Raw genomic sequence first — 16,317 nt, 5'->3', positions numbered from 1 at the left:
GCTGGTGATCATACCTTTAAACTACCGTCATCTGGCCGGCGTAGAGCACGAAGTAGCGCAGCAGCAGGATCCCCACCAGAGTCAGGCTGCAGATCAGCACCAGATAGCCATTTTTGGCCCGCAGCGGTGCGGGGGCCAGCAGGGCCAGCAACTGGGGCAGCAGCATGCCGATGCCTACCACCCCGAGCCAGAATACCTGAGCCCAGAAGCCGCTGCCGATGGCTGCCCACATGGCAGCCTCCTTCTGGCCGCCACCGAAGTAGAGGCCGGTAAAGAAGCAGACCAGCAGCAACACCTCCACCGCCAGCACCGGCCGCTCGAAGCGGTGGACAAAGCTCACCCCCTGGCTGTGATGGTCCTCCTTGAACAGGGTGACCGCCAGCAAGATGGTGGAGGCGATGCCGGAGCTGACGCCGGAGATGAGGAACAGCACCGGCAGCACCGGGTTGTTCAACAGCGGATAGGTCTTGAGCGCTGACAGCAGAAAGCCGGTGTAGGCCCCCAACAGCACGGCAAGCAGCAGCAAGAGCGGCGCCAACAGCCGCTCAAAGCGTGCCAACAGGGCGATCAGCCCATCCACAAAGGCGAACTTCTCTTGCAGCAGGTGACGGCGCAAGGTCTCGATCTCGGTCCGAAACACCACCGCCAGCCAGGCGAACAGCACCGCCATGTAGACCTGGAACAGCATGACCCCCATGGACATCACGGAGTCGAACTGGTAGTGGAACATCAGCTTCCAGAAGGTCCACGGGCGGGCCAGATGGAAGATGAGGATCAGTAACCCCAGCACCACGCTCACCGGTGCCAGAATGGCGGTCGCCTTGATGATGCCGCTCTCGCTGCCGGCCCCCTTGCGGCGCAGCAGCACCGAGAGGGTGGTGGCCCCGGCGGAGATGCCGAGCAGAAAGAGATAGATGGCGATTGGCCAGTCCCACACCAGCGAGGAGAAGTGAAATGCGTCATGCAACATGATCCATTCCTCCTTCTGTTACTGCGGTAGATGGCGATCGGACAAATCCCCAGACAAGGGAGGGGAAGTGAAATGCCTCTTGCATGGTCATGACTTTATCTCCCCTTTGGGCACACGGTACATCTTGGGCGAGGTGCCGAGTGCCTGCTTGTAGCGATAGGTGGTCTCCTTCACCAGCCGTTTGGCGATAGGGCTGTCCGGGTCATCCAGATTGCCGAACACCAGCGCCTTGGTGGGGCAGGACTCCACGCATGCCGGCTCCTTACCCGCCGCCAGGTTGGTCTTGCGGCAAAAGTCGCACTTATCGGCAACCTTGGTCACAGGGTTGATGAAGCGCACCTGATAGGGGCAGGCGGCCAGACAGTACATGCAGCCGACGCAGAGATCCGGGTTGACGTCGACGATGCCATCTTCCTTGCGGATATGGGAGGCACCGGTCGGGCAGACGTGTACGCAGGGAGCGTTGTCGCAGTGCTGGCAGGACTTGCGAAAGAAGTGGTACTCGGCATCGGGGAAGGTGCCGATGGGGCCGGAGCGGATGATCTCGAGGCGCGAGACCCCCTCTGGCACCTGATTCACCTCCCGGCAGGCATCCATGCAGGCGGTACAGCCGATGCAGGCCGTCTCGTCGTGGATCATGCCGTAGCGGATCCCGTCGATGGTCTGGCTGTGGGCGAGGGTGGTGGCAAGGGAGCGGGCGTTGGCACGAGCAGCCCCCGTCATCATGATGAGGGCCCCCGCGCTCATCCCCGCCATGAAGTGACGGCGAGAGCAGCTCATTGTGCCTCCTTGCCCGAGGTGGTGTTCGCCTTGGCCGCCTTGACGGCCTCATGCTGCTTGCTGTGGCAGTCGACGCAGAGCTTGATGCGGGACTTCTCCGGAATAGCCACCATGGGCTCCTTGGCCGGGTGCAGCTGGTGGCAGCTGGTGCAGGTGAGCTTGGTGGCGTGCACGTCGTGGGCCCAGAGCGCCTCGCGCAGCGGTTTGGGTTCGTGACAGCTCATGCAGACCCCGTTCTGCTCGGCGATGGGGTAGCTCTCGGTACTCTGCTTGTCCTTGAAGCTGTCGCTAAAGCGCATCACATCCTTGACCCCTTCCCTGTGTTTGGGGGAGGGCTGACCATGGCAGTTGGTGCAGGTGACCGGCGCCAGGTTGTTGGGGTTGGTCGCCTGACCGTGCTTGCCGTGCATGCCGTATGCCTGCTCCTTGTGGCAGTCGGTACAGGCGGCATCGGGATTGCGCAAAAACTCCACCTCATGTGTAGCAGAGACAGGTGTGGCAGGGAGGGCCGCAGGCGCGCCAGCCGCATCGGCGGCCTGGCCCTGCAGGCTGGTCAGCAGCATGGCTGCCATCAGCATCAGTCGTAAGAAATCCATTGTTAAATCACCCATAGGAAGCCTCCATCCGGCTGCGGGCCCGACACTGCGGGCCCGCATGCCTCGTCATTGTGCGAGCCGTCCGGCCGCTTTGGCCTCGGCATCCCAGGCGGGGACTGTGGTCTTGAGGAACTGGGCCTTGTCGCTGTTCATCTGCTTCATGTCCATGCCAAGAGCGGCCTGGGCCTTCTCCTTGCTGGAGATGTCAGGAATGGCGATCTCGTGGCTGATCCCCTTGGCGGCCAGCAGGCGTGCCAGCTTGGTGCGGGCATCGGCAGCCTTGTCCAGGGCGGTTCCCAGCATGCGCAGCGCCACTTCCGGGGCGTGCATCTGCACCCCGTGGGAGGCGATGGAGAAGTCCCAGCGCCATTGGGCGTGACGGATGTCCTGCAGAATGTCCTTCATTTCGGCCTCGGTGGCGCCGGCATCCCAGGCGGCCTTGGCTTCAAAGTGGGCGTGCACCAGCTGCTTCTCGACTTTGAGCTTGATCTCGGTGACGGCATCCTTGCGCTGCTTGACCACCCCTTGCAGCATCTCTTTGCTCTGGGTGTGGCAGTTGCGGCAGGTCTGGTCGAAGCGATCGAAGGGGTTGCCTATCTTGTGATCGGTGTAGACCTTGCCCTGCTCGTTCTGCACCTTGGGCATGTGGCAGTCGACGCAGGCGACGTTGTTCTGGCCGTGAATGCCGGCGCGCCAGGTCTCGTACTCGGGGTGCTGGGCTTTGAGCATGGGGGTCTTGGAGAGGGCATGGGTCCAGTCGGCAAAGCCTATTTCATCGTAATACTGCTCCATCTGCTCCACTGTGGTGCCCTTGTCCCAGGGGAATTTCACCGCCTTGGTGGGGCCGCTGAAGTAGTACTCTACGTGGCACTGGCCGCACACCTGGGACTGCTGATCGAAGCGCCCCTGCTCCTTGAACGGCTTGCCGATGGCGGTCATGGCCCGGTCGGCATAGGGACGGGAGAGGTGCAGGGCGGGTTTGCCCTCCTTGAACTCTTTCGAGGCGGTGTCGTGGCAGTCGGCGCAGCCGATGGTGTTGACGATCTCGGGGCCGCCTTTTGCCCACATGCCCTTGAAGTAGCCATCCTCACCCTTCTCGTCGATGACGCGGGCCACGTCCGGGCCTTTGCAGCTCCAGCAGGCCATGGGCAGCGGACCGTCTTCGGCGGTCTTGGGGGCGCCGGTACGCAGGGTTTCCCGCACGTCGGTCAGCGCATAGAAGTGACCGCGCGGCTTGTTGTAATCCTTGGAGAAGGGGTAGCCGGCCCAGAGCACCACCATCTGCGGATCTTCCGCCAGGGCGTCGGTGCGCTCCTTGCTCTCGCTGGTGCCTTTCCAGCTGGTGAACTGATCGGCGTGATCCTTGGCGAACAGCTCGCTGCGCGCCTCGATCTTGTCCTTGGGTTGTGCCTCGTCGGCCGCCTGTGCCCAGCCGCTGGTGCCAAGGCAGGTGGTAAGCAGCAGGGCGGCGAGGCCCAGCCTGGTCTGTCTGTTGTGTGAACTCACGATCATCACTCCCAAATCGATCTCATTGCCAAGCCTGACCGTTCCATCCTGGATGTGGGCATCAGCCCCCGCACTAGGCAGGAGCAGGCAGGCCGATTAATTGTTATTAGTGAATAAAACCCATGTATTTATGCGATTGCTCAAGCTGGATATTACCAAATGGGTAAAACGAATGATGATTTATCGGGAGCGGGGTTGCGCTAGATCAATTGTCGGAGCAGGCAACAAGCGGAAATGAGATCCCGGTTAAATTATGAGGAAACTCAACTTATTGCATCATTGTTAATGCGGTGCACCACGTACCCTGGCGGCCATGGCCCGCCAGCCCGCGTCCCGCAAGGGAATGTGCGTCAAATGGCGCGAGCCGTATTTATTTAGGGGTAGAAAATTTATTTTGAATAGATATGCATTATTGAATTCAGGGAAGGGAGCCATGATGATCCCCTTATTGGCGGATTCAATCAGGGGGCTGTCCATGGATACCATGGCCTATTCGAACGATGATCCAGTAAAAAGAGCCGGCAATTGCCGGCTCTTTTTCTATCTGGTGCTTGCTTATCGGCCCCTGTGCCGAGCAGGCCATCTGGTCGGGTGTTTCAAGGGGATCAGGCCAGGGCCCGGGCCAGCAGATGGATGGGGTGTTCACAAGGGAACGGCGTGCTCATCTCGATCTGCCATTTGCAGGTCTCGCAGTCGGTGATGACCAGATCGGGCTTGAGCCGGTTTATCTGACCAAACAGCCCTTCGCCGATAGCCTGGCTGGTCTGGTAGTTCTCCGACTTGAAGCCGTAGGTGCCGGCGATGCCGCAGCACTGGGAGTCCAGCACGGTCACCTTGACGCCAGGGATGGCGCGCAGCAGCTCGAGGGTATAGATGACGCCGCCCATCTTCTCCATGTGGCAGGGGGTGTGGTAGGCGATGTGCAGATTGAGCGGCTTCATCGCCGGCTTGTTGCCCTTGTAGAACTCGTTCCACAGGAAGCGGGTCACCAGCGAGATGCGATCGCGCACCTTGTGGTTGTCCTGCTCCAGCAGGTGGGGATATTCGTCGCGCAGGGTGAAGCCGCAGGTGGAGGAGGTGGCCAACAGCGGCATCTCGTTGCCGAGCAGAGTGTTCTCCAGCTGCTTGATGTTGAAGGCCGCCTGCTGCTTGGCCTTGTCCATGAAGCCGTTGGCAATCAGCGGCACGCCGCAGCACTTCTCCCGCTCCAGCAGCTGGACACCGATGTTCATGGTGTTGAGCACCTGCACCAGCTCCTTGCCAAGTTGCGGGTGGTTGTAGTTGACGTAGCAGCCGTGGAAGTAGGCGATCTGGCGCTCGAAGCGGGCCTGACTCGCTTTCTGCTTCTTGTACCAGCCGCGGAAGGTACCCTGGGAGTATTTGGGCAGGTCGCGGTGGGAGGAGACCCCCAGCGCCTTGTCCAGCACCAGTTTCATCGGCTTGAGGCCGGTGGTGAAGTTGACCACCGGGGCCATCAGGGTGGACATGCTGCCCATCAGATCGGTGTGGGAGAGCACAAACTCGCGGATCCCCGGCTTGAAGCCGCTGTACTGGTGCTTGGCCTTGGCGATGATGTCGCCGATGCGCACCCCGCTCGGGCAGGCCACTTCGCAGCGCTTGCAGTTGGTGCAGTACTTGAGGGCGCTGTCAAAGAGCTCCGGGCTCTTGATGCGCAGCCGCTCGCCATCCGGGCCCGCCTGCTTGGGGCCGGGGTAGGCCGGGTTGGCCTTGGCCACCGGGCAGTAAGCGGTACAGACGGTGCATTTGATGCACTGATCGAAAGTTTGGTTGGCATGATCCAGTAGCATGTCAGTTCTCCTCCCGTTGGGTGTGAAGGCACGGGATGTGGGACAAAATCATCATTGGGCTGAACTCAAAATATGACCGGCAGCCTGCCAGCCGGTGGCAACCGCGACACCTGACCCTGACCCTTCCTTGATGGGGTCATAGTGCGCCAGCACGCTGCCGGCGCCGTAGAGGTTGGTGAGCGGCTTGCCGCCACGCAGCACTCTGAGCTTGTCGTCGGTCTTGACCCCGAAGCCCATGAAGGGGTGGTGGTCGAACAGGCGACGGCCGGCCCAGGCGTCCCGCTCGGGCAGGCTCAGCACATCGGCGTTGAAGATGGGCTCGCGAATGCCGCGCAGACGCGACTCCAGCCCGCGGCTGAAGAAGCTGCCGGAGGCGAGCACGAAGTGGTCCGCCTCGAACAGCTGATCGTCGCCATTCTGGCTGTGCACGCCAATCACCCGATCGCCCTCGTAACGGGCGCCCAGTACCCGCTCGCTGGTGAGGAAGGTGCCGCCAAGGGCCATGAAGCGGCGCTTGAGCGCCTCCTGCATCCGCATGCCGATCAGTGACGGCGGCATGGTGGCCACCTCCTTGATGATGCAGCCGGTGCGCTGCTCCAGCTCCGCCAGGCGCGGGCCGACCAGCCCGAGTGACAGGCAGGCGGGCAACACCAGGTGGTGGCAGCGCGGCTCGCCGCTCTCTTGTACCAGGCGGCTGATCTCGCGGGCCAGATCCGTCAGCAGGTCACGCTGGCCATTGCCCTGCTTGTCGAACAGGCGGGCGATGTCGGCGGAGCGAAACTCGTGGGGATTACGGCTGAACTCGGCCAGCTGGGGCAGGTGGAGCTCCCCGGTCAGGATGCGGCAGTGGGCGAAGCGCGTGTGGGTCGCCAGGTTGGCGGCCGCGAGCTCGGGGTGAAAGTCTCGAAATCCCTCCAGAGTGGCCAGCAGGATGGCGTCGGGGGCCGGCGCATCGGTCACGCAGGCGCAGGTGTCGGGGGAGAGCCAGGTGGCTTTGAGGGTGCCGATGGGGGTCAGTCGCTTGTGGTTGCGCTCCTGGCGAAACAGCGGCAATCCCTGCGCGGCGCAGTGGCGCTGCAAATCATCGAGGCTCGCCGCGATATGGGTCAGCCCCACCTTGTTGTAGGGATGCTCGGGGTTGGCGGCCATGAAGGCGGGCAGGGCGGCGCGGGGATCCCCCTCGCTCTCCAGCAGATCGACCGAGCCGGAGGAGAAGTGCAGGGCGCTCTGGCCGGAGGCCATCAGCAGGGTCTTCTGGCCGGCCTCGGCCAGGCGCAGGGCCGCCGAGAGGCCCGCCAGGCCGCCGCCGATAACGATGCTGTCAAATTTCATGGCTGCGCTCCTTGGTGGGATTTGCGGTGCTGGCATCGAGCGGGAAGGGCGGCTCGGCCACCAGGTGGGGGGCCGTCCACTCGCCAAGGCCGAACAGCCCCTCGTAGATCCAGTAGGTAAATTCGGCTTCGCGCAGGGCATCGCCCCATAGCACCGGCCGGGCGCCCTTGTAGCGCTCTTCCAGGAACTGGCGCAGCATGACGCACGCCTGACGGCCGTCGGCCTTGCCGTACTCCTGCATCAGGCCGGCGGCGCGATAGGCGCACAGCTCCCCCTGACAGGGGCCCATGCCCAGGCGGGTGCGGCGGCGCAGATCCACCAGGTTGTCCACATCCAGCTCGCGCAGGGCGTATTCAATCTCGCCCGCAGTGACCATCTCGCACTCGCAGATGAGGGCGTTGGCCTTGGGATTGTCGCGGAAGAAGGCGATGACCCGCTCGCCGTGGCGGTACTGGGCCGAGCCTTCGGCTGGCACCGAGAGGCCGGGGGCGGAGACCTTCTCCGGATCCCGTGAGCCGGGCAGGCTCAGTTCGGCGGTGCGGCAGGGTTTGCTGTTGCCCAGCTTCTTGGCCAGCAGATCGGTAGCCCATTCGGCCATCAGCCGGTAGGTCATCAATTTGCCGCCGGTGATGGTGTTGAAGCCCTTGAGCCCATCGCGCTCGGCGTGATCCAGCAGCACTATGCCGCGGCTGATGTTGCGGCCGGACTCGTCGCCATCCACCGCCACCAGCGGGCGAACGCCAGCGTAGGCGCGCAGCAGACGGGTGCGGGCCATGATGGGGGCGAGCTTGATCCCCTCGCGCAGCAGCACCTCCACCTCTTCAGGCTCGACGGTGAGCTGGTCAATCTTGTGGTAATCGATGCGACTCGACGTGGTGCCGATGAGGGAGATGGTATCGCCCGGCACCAGGATGTCCGCGTCCGCCGGTTTGCGGGCGCGGTTGAGCACCAGCTGGTTGATGCGGTAATCCATGATGAGCAGGGAGCCCTTGGCCGGGAACATGCGGATGCCGAGATCGGCGTACTCGCAGATCTGCTGGCCCCAGATGCCGGCGGCGTTGATCACCTCCTGGCACTCCACCTCGAACGCTTCACCGGTGCGGGTGTTGATGGCCTTGACCCCGTGCACCCGATCCTGAGTGCGCAAAAGCCCCAGCACCTTGCTGTGGGTGAAGATGCGGGCGCCGTGCTCCTTGGCATCCAGCACGTTGGCGGCGGCCAGGCGGAAGGGATCGACCGTGCCGTCCGGCACCTGGATGGCACCGATCAGCGCCGGGTTGACGTTGGGTTCGAGGCGCAGCGCATCGGCGGGATCCAGCTGGCGGGCGTCGATGCCCGCCAGGGCGCAGGCGTCCATGAAGGTATTTTGAAAATTGATGTCATCTTCCGGCAGGGTAATGAAGAGGCCGCCGGTGTCCTCGACGCAGTGGCTGGCGATCCGCTTGAGGATGCGGTTCTCCTGAATGCACTCGCGGGCGGACTCCTGATCCGTCACCGCGTAGCGGGCGCCGGAGTGGAGCAGGCCGTGGTTGCGGCCCGTGGTGCCGGCGGCGATGTCGTCCCGTTCAAGCAGGATGCAGTCGATGCCGCGCAGTGCGCAATCGCGCATGATGCCGGCTCCGGTGGCGCCACCCCCTATGATGACGACTTGTGTGGTTATTCTTTTCATTCTTGCCCGTCTCATCTCTTCCAGATGGTGCCAGTGTGGCCTGTCTCTGGGCGAAAATGTTTGATATGGGCCAAGTTAATGTTCGCAAACGCTCAAGTTAAGGGTGGTTAATGAGCAAATCGTGATTGTTGTCACACTCCAGCAACAGCAGAGGGGGCCGCCGTGCCCCCTCTGTCGACACGAGTCGCGGCGCTCAGCCGCAGCACTTCTTGAACTTCTTGCCGCTGCCGCAGGGGCAGGGGTCGTTGCGTCCCACCCGCAGCGGCGCCGGATCCTGCTCGCCGTCGGTGTAGACCCAGCGCCCCTGATGGCGCACGAAGCGCGAGCGCTCATGCAGGCAGTGGCGCGCTTCACCTTCCATGAACCAGGCCTTGAACTCCACCATGCCGAGGGTGTTATCGGGGCCGCCCTGGCTGGCGATGATCTCGAGCCCGTCCCATTGGGTGTCGGTCTGGGAGAGCTGCTCCGCAGTCAGATTCCCTAGATAGTCAGGGTGCCAGCTGTGCACCAGATACTCCCCCAATCCCAGCACGAAGGCGCTGTAGCGCGAGCGCATCAGCTGCTCCGGGGTCTGGGCGGCGGCGCCCCGATGCAGTGATCCACAGCACAATTCGAGAGAAAGAGTTGAACCGCAAGGACATTTGTTCATGTGTCTGGCCATCAGAGTCGATAGATATAGAGGGCGGGGATTGTAGCGAAAGCGGGTCCCCGTCGACCAGCATCCTATACTGGTCTGGTAGGAACGGAACGCCCATAAAAATAGCTGCAAGGATGTGAAAGATGACGCTAAAGCAGAAAATTCTGTTGTTGGGAGCCGTCCCCGTGCTCCTGATGGCCCTGGTGGTCAATCTCAGCAACTACATGATTTCAAAGAGTGACCTGGAAGCCGATCTGGTGGTGGCGCGAGAGAATGCCATCAAGGATCGCAAGGCGTTGCTCAGCAGCTACCTGATGCTGGCCAAGACCGCCATCGATGCCGTCTACAACCAGCCGGACAGCCCGGCGGTGCGCAAGCAGGTGACCGAGCTGCTGCGGCCGCTGCGCTACAGCAGTGACGGCTACTTCTTCGTCTACGACTTCCAGGGCAACACCATACTGCTGCCCACCCGCCCCGAGATGGAAGGCAAGAACCGCTGGCAGGACAAGGATGCCAAGGGCAAGCTGCTGATCCAGGAGATCGTCAAGGCGGCGCGCCAGGGGGATGGCTTCTCCGAATACTCGACCGCCAAGCCCTCCATCGGCCGGGATGCGCCCAAGCTCTCCTTCAACCTGGTGCTCGACAAATATCAGTGGGTCATCGGCACCGGCTTCTATATCGACGACATCGACAACGAGCTGGCGGTGCTGCGCACCGAGCGCGAGAGCAACATGCGCGACTCGCTGCAGAGCAGCGTGCTGCTGATCCTGGTGATCCTGGGGGTGACCCTGGCCGCCACCGTGGTGATCGGCAACCGGGTTACCCGGCCGCTGGCGGATGCGGTCTCGGCCCTCAACGACATCGCCGACGGGGAGGGGGATCTGACCCAGCGCCTCAAGGTGCAGAGCCATGACGAGATTGGTCAGCTGGCCACCGCCTTCAACCGCTTCGTGACGCGGATCCAGTCGGTGGTGAGCCAGGTGGGGGAGACCAGCAATCACCTGTTCAGCGCGGTGGAGAAGCTGCACCACCTGAGCGAGCACTATGACCATCAGATGCACGGCCACAGCCGGGAGACCGACCAGGTGGTAACCGCGGTGACCGAGATGAGCTCCACCGCCCAGGAAGTGGCGGCCAGCGCCTCCAACGCGGCCACCGCCACCAGCGACGCGGCGCGCGAGTCCGATGCCGCTCGCGGCGTGGTGGGTACCGCCATCAACAGCATCAACCGGCTGGTGGGCGAGGTGCACACCGCCTCCGGTGTCATCGAGCAGCTGGCGCAGGAGACCGCCAAGATAGGATCCGTGGTGGAGGTCATTCGCGGCATTGCCGAGCAGACCAACCTGCTGGCGCTCAACGCCGCCATCGAGGCGGCCCGGGCCGGCGAGCAGGGGCGCGGCTTTGCGGTGGTGGCGGACGAAGTCCGTTCGCTCGCCGGTCGCACCCAGCAGAGCACCAAGGAGATCAACGAGATGCTGCAGCGCCTGCAGGGCGGGGTGAAGCAGGCGGTGGACGTGATGCAGGCAAGCGAAGAGCGCAGCCAGGAGACGGTGCAGGAGGCGAGCCACATCGCCACCTCCCTCGACAGCATGGTGATGGCGGTCAGCACCATCAACGACATGAACATCCAGATAGCCACCGCCGCCGAGGAGCAGCACGCGGTCTCCGAGGAGATCAACAAGAACTTGGTGGCCATTCAGCAGATCGTCAGCGAGCTGACCGACGCGGCGGTCGAGTCCAACAGCACCACCCGCGATCTCGCCAGCACCGGCGACAAACTGCGCAAGCTGGTCTCCCAGTTCCGCTACTGATGGGGTGACAAGAGGGGGATGTTCCTCACAAGATGCGGCCTGAACCCCGGTTCAGGCCGCACTTTATTTGGGGATTGACCAATAATATGTGAAAATTGCCCCCCTCTGTGTCAGCCCTTGCCCCATACCCTATGAATGAGATCGTGAAAGGCAGTATCGATTTGATCCGTCAGCTCAACTATGGCCTGGTCTATGCCAGCCTGGAGGAGCACAAGGAGCTGTCCCGTACCGATCTCTCCCGTCTGACCGGCCTCTCGCCTGCCAGCATCACCAAGATCACCCGCGAGCTGCTCGACGGCGGTCTGGTGGTCACCTGTGGCGAGAGCTCGGTGGGGCGTGGTCGCCGCCAGACCCTGCTGCGCATCAACGAGCGCCGCTTCCAGTTTCTCTCCATGCGCCTTGGCCGCGGCTATGTGGACATGGCGCTGTTCGATCTGGCCGGCCGCTCGCTTGCCCGTCATCGCCATGTCTTCAGCGAAGGGGAGCGCGCCGACCTGCTGGCCAGCCTGGTGCGGGCCATCGAGGGCTTCTTGCCCAAGAAGGCGCTGCGCCTCGCCTGCATCGCCCTCTGTCTGCCGGGCCAGGTGGAGCGCCACTCCGGCATGGTCAAACACTTCCCCTTCTACGATCTGCGTAACTGGCCGCTCGGCCCCACCCTGCAGGAGGCGTTCGCGGTGCCGGTGCTGGTGAGTGGCGACGTGCGCACCTGGATACAGGCCGAGCGTGAGTGGGGCGCCGCCAAGAACTGCGCCGATGCGGTGCTGGTGTTCGTGCACAATGACATCGGGGTCGGCATGGTGGTCAACGGCCAGCTCATCGAGAGCGAGTCGGCCCTGCTCGGCGATCTCAGCCACTTGCAGCTCGAACCCTACGGTCAGCGCTGCTACTGCGGCGGCTTTGGCTGTGCCTGCACGCTGGTGACCAATCAGGCGCTCGAAGCCCAGTACCGTGATCTGCGCGAGCGGATGCAGGAGTACGATCTGCCCGAGAGCGTCACCATCCGCGAGTTGTGCGAGCTGGCGCTGGCGGGCAACAGCCTCTGTCAGGACATCCTCCATCAGGCGGCGGGGCGGCTCTCCCGGGTGCTCTCCAACCTCATCTGCCTGCTCAATCCGGGCAAGCTGCTGCTGGGGGGGGAAATCACCCGCGCCGATCGGCTGCTGTTCCCCATGTTGCACCAGTCGCTGGCAAGCCAGCTGCCGGCCGAATACCTGGTGCGGCTGCAGATTGAATCCACCCACTTCTACGAAGATCCCACCAAGCCCACCTCGGTGCAGGTGCACAAGGCCCTGCGCGACGGCAGCCTGCTGCTCGACTTGTTGCGAGGCGACAAGGAGGCATGAAGCTGGGGTTGCAAGGACGCATCCTCCTCATGCTCTGTCTGGTCAGTCTGCTGCAGCTGGTGCTGCTGAGCGGGGCCAGTTACTACTATGTGTCCGAGCAGCGCTACCGCGAGGTGGGGGATCAGGCCCTCGACGTGGCACGGTTGGTGGCCCGCGAGCCTGGCGTGCTGGCCGGGGTGAAGCGGGCCGACACCGCCCGCCTCAATGTGCTGGTGGAGCGGATCCGCGCCGAGGTCGGCGCCAGCTACATCGTCATCGGCGATAAAGACGCACGCCGGCTGGTGCACCCCAATGCGGATCGCATCGGCCAGCCCATGATGGGGGATGATCCGCGGCGGGCGCTGCAGGGGGAGGCCTATATCTCCCGCGCGCAAGGGTCCCTCGGGGTCTCGGTGCGTGGCAAGAGCCCCATCCGCGATGAGCTCGGCCAGATCATCGGGGTGGTGTCGGTCGGTTATCTGGTGCGGGATATCGAGGCGGACCTGCAGGGGTTCCTGCGCTTCGGCCTCGTCATGACCCTGCTCATCGTGCTGCTCAACAGCCTGGCCGCCGCCTGGCTGGCCCGCCGTTACAAACGCGCCATCCTTGGCTTCGAGCCCGAGCAGATCGGCCGCCTCTATGCCGAACTCGACTGCACCCTGCGCAGCGTGCGCGAGGGGATCCTCACCATCGACGAGCAGGGCCGGCTCACCTCCCTCAATCCCAATGGCATCCGTTTGCTGCGCCTTGACGAGCAGACGGCCCGGGCCGCCATCGGCCAGCCCGTCACCCGGCTGCTGCCGGAGAGTCGGATGCTCTCCCTTATTCAGGATCCGCGCCCCCAGTTTGACGAGGAGATAGTGCTCAACGGCCAGTCCCTCATCGTTAACCGGCTGCCGCTGGTGCGAGACGGCAAGCTGATCGGCGCGGTGTCGAGCTTTCGGCGCAAGGATGAGCTGGCCGAACTGAGCGCCCAGCTCTCCCAGGTGCAGGCCTACAGCGATCTGCTGCGGGTGCAGACCCACGAACACCACAACCAGCTTGGCACCATCGCCGGGCTCATCGAGCTCGGGGCCACCCGCGAGGCGCTTGCCTTCATCGGGCGGGAGGCGGCCACCGAGCAGAGCCTGCTCAGCTTCCTGCTGAGCGCCATCGCCAAGCCCAAGGTGGCCGGCCTGCTGCTCGGCAAATACCACAGGGCTCACGAGCTGGGGCTGGTGCTGGAGGTGGATCCGGATTCCCGCCTGCACGACATTCCCCTTCGCGTCAGCGGCTCCCAGTTGGTGACAGTGCTGGGCAATCTCATCGACAATGCCTTCGAGGCGACCCGTCGCCACGGTGCCCCCTACCAGCCGGTGCGGGTGGCGCTGAGTGATCTCGGCCAGGATCTGATCCTGGAGGTGGAAGACGGGGCGGGGGGGATCGATCCTGCACTGGCTGATCGCCTGTTCGAGCGGGGCGTCAGCAGCAAGGCGGAGCCGGATCACGGCATCGGCCTCGCGCTGGTGCGCAAGACCCTGGATGCCCTGCAGGGGACCATCACCATCGAAGCCACGGCGCAGGGGAGTTGCGTCGTCTGTTACATTCCCAAGGAGGTGTGAGTGATCAAGATCCTGATCGTCGAGGATGACCCGGCCATTGCCGAGATCCACCGCCGCTTCGTGCAGCGGCTGGCGGGCTTCGAGGTGCTGGGGGTGGCACTCACCCTGTTCGATGCCAGAGAGCAGATAGAGATCCTCAAACCCGATCTGGTGCTGCTGGACGTCTGGCTGCCCGATGGCGAGGGCTTTGCCCTGCTGCGGGAGTTGCGTCAGGCGGGGGCTTCCCTCGACGTGATACTGCTCACCGCGGCGCGAGAGGCCGGCGCCCTGCAGGAGGCGATGCGGCTCGGGGTGGTGGATTTCATCCTCAAACCCGTGGTGTTCGAGCGGCTGCGCGACACCCTCGATAAATATTGCCAGAGCCGCGCCGCCCTGGCGGCGCTGGCCGACATCGATCAGCAGGCGGTGGACGCCCTGCTGGGGACGCCGTTGCAGCAGGTGGCGGCGGACGGCCTGCCCAAGGGGATCGACGGGCTCACCCTGCAGCGGGTGCTGGCGGCGCTGGGGTCGCAGGGGGCCAGTGCCGAGGAGATTGGCGGCCGGGTCGGGGTGAGCCGCACCACGGCGCGCCGCTATCTGGAGTTTCTGGTGGGCCAGCAGCTGGCGAGCCCGGAGCTGGAGTACGGCACCGTGGGCCGGCCGGAGCGGCGTTATCGCCAGCCCTGAGCGGGATAGCCCCCCCATCTCGTCTTGCCAATAAAAAGAGCGCCTGTCGGCGCTCTTTTGCAGTGTGAGATCCGTCAACTCAGCTCGGTTCGGATTGCAGTGTGGCGGCCGGTGTGCGGCGCGCCTGCCACCACTGCCACACCGGCAACAGCAGCATCACCAGAGTGATTAGCGTGAAGGCGAGGGTGATGGGGCGCTCCCACAGGAAGCTCAGGGAGCCGTCGTTGATCACCAGGGCCCGGCGCAGGTTGTCCTCCAGCATGCCCCCCAGAATGAAGCCGAGCAGCATGGGCGCCATGGGGAAGTCCAGCAGGCGCAGGCCGATGGCGATCAGTGCCACCAGCGCCATCACATAGATGTCCATGGTGTTGAAGGAGACCAGATAGACCCCGATCAGCGAAAACAGTAGCACCATGGGGATGAGCACCGGGCGCGGCACCTGCAGGATCTTGGCCAGATAAGGGATGAGCGGCAGATTGAGGATCAAGAGCACCACGTTGCCCAGGTACATGGAGATGATCACCGACCAGAACACATCCGGATGCTCCATGAACAGGCGCGGGCCCGGCTGGATGCCGTAGGCGATGAGGGCCCCCAGCATCAGCGCCGTGGTGCCGGAGCCCGGGATCCCCAGGGTCAGCAGCGGCACGAAGGCCCCGCTGGATGCGGCGTTGTTGGCCGCTTCCGGCGCGGCGATACCGGTCAGGCTGCCCTTGCCGAACTCCTCCTGCCTGCGCTTGCTGGCGAAGTTGCGCTCGGCGCCATAGGCCATGAAGGAGGCGATGGTGGCGCCGGCCCCCGGCAGCACGCCGATGAGAAAACCCATCACCGAGGAGCGGGCGATGGGGGGCGCTATCTCTTTGACTTCGTCCCTGCTCAGTTTGAGGGAGCCGAGCTGCTGGATCTTGCGCGCCTCCTCCTTGCTGGTGTCCTTGCCCGGGCGCAGCACCGTCATCAGGATCTCCGCCAGGGCGAAGGTGGCCATGGCCAGCAGCAGGAAAGAGAAGCCGTCGCGCAAGTCCGGCAGACCGAAGGTGAATCTGTCCACCCCGACGCTGCGATCGATGCCGACGGTGGAGAGCATGATGCCGAACAGCGCCATGATCAGTGCCTTGAGCACCTGGCCCTTGCCGGCAAAGGCCGCCACCGCCGAGAGCCCCAGCACCATGAGGGCGAAGTAGTCCGCCGACTGGAACGAGAGGGAGACCTTGGCCAGCAGCGGCGCCGCCACCATCAGGAAGATGGCGGACAGGGTGCCGCCGGTGAAGGAGGCGTAGGCGGCGATGGCCAGCGCCTTGCCCGCCTGCCCCTTGCAGGCCAGCGGATAGCCGTCGATGGCGGTGATCATGCTGGCGGAGCAGCCCGGGGTGTTGATCAGGATGGAGGAGGTGGAGCCGCCGAACATGGAGCCGTAATAGACCCCGGCCATCAGGATGATGCCGGAGGCGGGATCCAGCCCGTAGGTGATGGGGATCATCAGGGCGATGGCGGTGACGGGCCCAAGGCCCGGCAGCATGCCGATGAAGGTGCCGACGAAACAGCCGACGATCACCATGAAGATGTTGATGGGCATCATGGCGGTGCCCAGTCCTTGCAGAATGCCGTCTAACATGGGTTCT

Annotated in this window: 13 protein-coding genes; 4 read left to right on the top strand and 9 right to left on the bottom strand. The window is 63.9% G+C overall.

The window, feature by feature from the left end; all coding sequences use genetic code 11:
• Positions 1-16: 16 nt before the first annotated feature.
• The 8 genes from nrfD to QLG02_RS18085 all read right to left on the bottom strand — a co-directional run bounded on the left by nrfD (position 17) and on the right by QLG02_RS18085 (position 9,310).
• Positions 17-970 (bottom strand): cytochrome c nitrite reductase subunit NrfD, encoded by a 954-nt coding sequence (nrfD, locus tag QLG02_RS18120; RefSeq protein WP_282465804.1) that lies wholly within the window; start codon positions 968-970, stop codon positions 17-19.
• A gap of 87 nt (positions 971-1,057) precedes the next feature.
• A complete protein-coding gene (nrfC, locus tag QLG02_RS18115) occupies positions 1,058-1,750 on the bottom strand; it encodes a cytochrome c nitrite reductase Fe-S protein (RefSeq protein ID WP_282465803.1) in 693 nt (230 codons plus the stop codon).
• Positions 1,747-2,361 (bottom strand): cytochrome c nitrite reductase pentaheme subunit, encoded by a 615-nt coding sequence (gene nrfB / locus QLG02_RS18110; protein ID WP_139707263.1) that lies wholly within the window; start codon positions 2,359-2,361, stop codon positions 1,747-1,749. Before nrfB ends, nrfC begins: the two co-directional genes overlap by 4 nt.
• A gap of 51 nt (positions 2,362-2,412) precedes the next feature.
• Complete coding sequence (nrfA, locus tag QLG02_RS18105; protein WP_282465802.1) at positions 2,413-3,858, bottom strand: ammonia-forming nitrite reductase cytochrome c552 subunit; 1,446 nt, start codon at positions 3,856-3,858, stop codon at positions 2,413-2,415.
• Between the two features lie 599 nt (positions 3,859-4,457).
• Positions 4,458-5,660, bottom strand: a complete 1,203-nt coding sequence (glpC, locus tag QLG02_RS18100) for an anaerobic glycerol-3-phosphate dehydrogenase subunit GlpC (RefSeq protein ID WP_282465801.1) — start codon at positions 5,658-5,660, stop codon at positions 4,458-4,460.
• A 51-nt stretch (positions 5,661-5,711) separates the two neighbouring features.
• Positions 5,712-6,992 (bottom strand): glycerol-3-phosphate dehydrogenase subunit GlpB, encoded by a 1,281-nt coding sequence (glpB, locus tag QLG02_RS18095; RefSeq protein WP_282465800.1) that lies wholly within the window; start codon positions 6,990-6,992, stop codon positions 5,712-5,714.
• Positions 6,982-8,661 (bottom strand): anaerobic glycerol-3-phosphate dehydrogenase subunit A, encoded by a 1,680-nt coding sequence (gene glpA / locus QLG02_RS18090; RefSeq protein ID WP_282465799.1) that lies wholly within the window; start codon positions 8,659-8,661, stop codon positions 6,982-6,984. The genes glpB and glpA overlap by 11 nt, the downstream gene beginning before the upstream one ends.
• Before the next feature lie 193 nt (positions 8,662-8,854).
• Positions 8,855-9,310, bottom strand: a complete 456-nt coding sequence (locus QLG02_RS18085) for a YchJ family protein (RefSeq protein WP_282465798.1) — start codon at positions 9,308-9,310, stop codon at positions 8,855-8,857.
• A gap of 131 nt (positions 9,311-9,441) precedes the next feature.
• On the opposite strand from QLG02_RS18085, the gene QLG02_RS18080 reads away from it, so the two are divergent.
• The 4 genes from QLG02_RS18080 (at position 9,442) to QLG02_RS18065 (ending at position 14,698) form a co-directional block, all read left to right on the top strand.
• The gene (locus QLG02_RS18080; RefSeq protein WP_282465797.1) at positions 9,442-11,109 is read left to right on the top strand and encodes a methyl-accepting chemotaxis protein; all 1,668 of its coding nucleotides are present in this window, start codon (positions 9,442-9,444) and stop codon (positions 11,107-11,109) included.
• A gap of 131 nt (positions 11,110-11,240) precedes the next feature.
• A complete protein-coding gene (locus tag QLG02_RS18075; RefSeq protein WP_024944477.1) occupies positions 11,241-12,452 on the top strand; it encodes an ROK family transcriptional regulator in 1,212 nt (403 codons plus the stop codon).
• Positions 12,449-14,032, top strand: a complete 1,584-nt coding sequence (locus QLG02_RS18070; RefSeq protein WP_282465796.1) for a sensor histidine kinase — start codon at positions 12,449-12,451, stop codon at positions 14,030-14,032. Before QLG02_RS18075 ends, QLG02_RS18070 begins: the two co-directional genes overlap by 4 nt.
• On the top strand, positions 14,033-14,698 hold the full coding sequence (locus QLG02_RS18065; protein ID WP_282465795.1) for a response regulator: 666 nt from the start codon (positions 14,033-14,035) through the stop codon (positions 14,696-14,698).
• A gap of 79 nt (positions 14,699-14,777) precedes the next feature.
• On the opposite strand, the gene QLG02_RS18060 is transcribed toward QLG02_RS18065, so the two are convergent.
• Positions 14,778-16,310 (bottom strand): tripartite tricarboxylate transporter permease, encoded by a 1,533-nt coding sequence (locus QLG02_RS18060; protein WP_029303156.1) that lies wholly within the window; start codon positions 16,308-16,310, stop codon positions 14,778-14,780.
• Between the last annotated feature and the right edge of the window lie 7 nt (positions 16,311-16,317).

Source organism: Aeromonas sp. V90_14, assembly GCF_029967615.1.
Classification (GTDB): domain Bacteria; phylum Pseudomonadota; class Gammaproteobacteria; order Enterobacterales; family Aeromonadaceae; genus Aeromonas; species Aeromonas hydrophila.
This window is presented reverse-complemented; position numbering and strand designations above follow the sequence as displayed.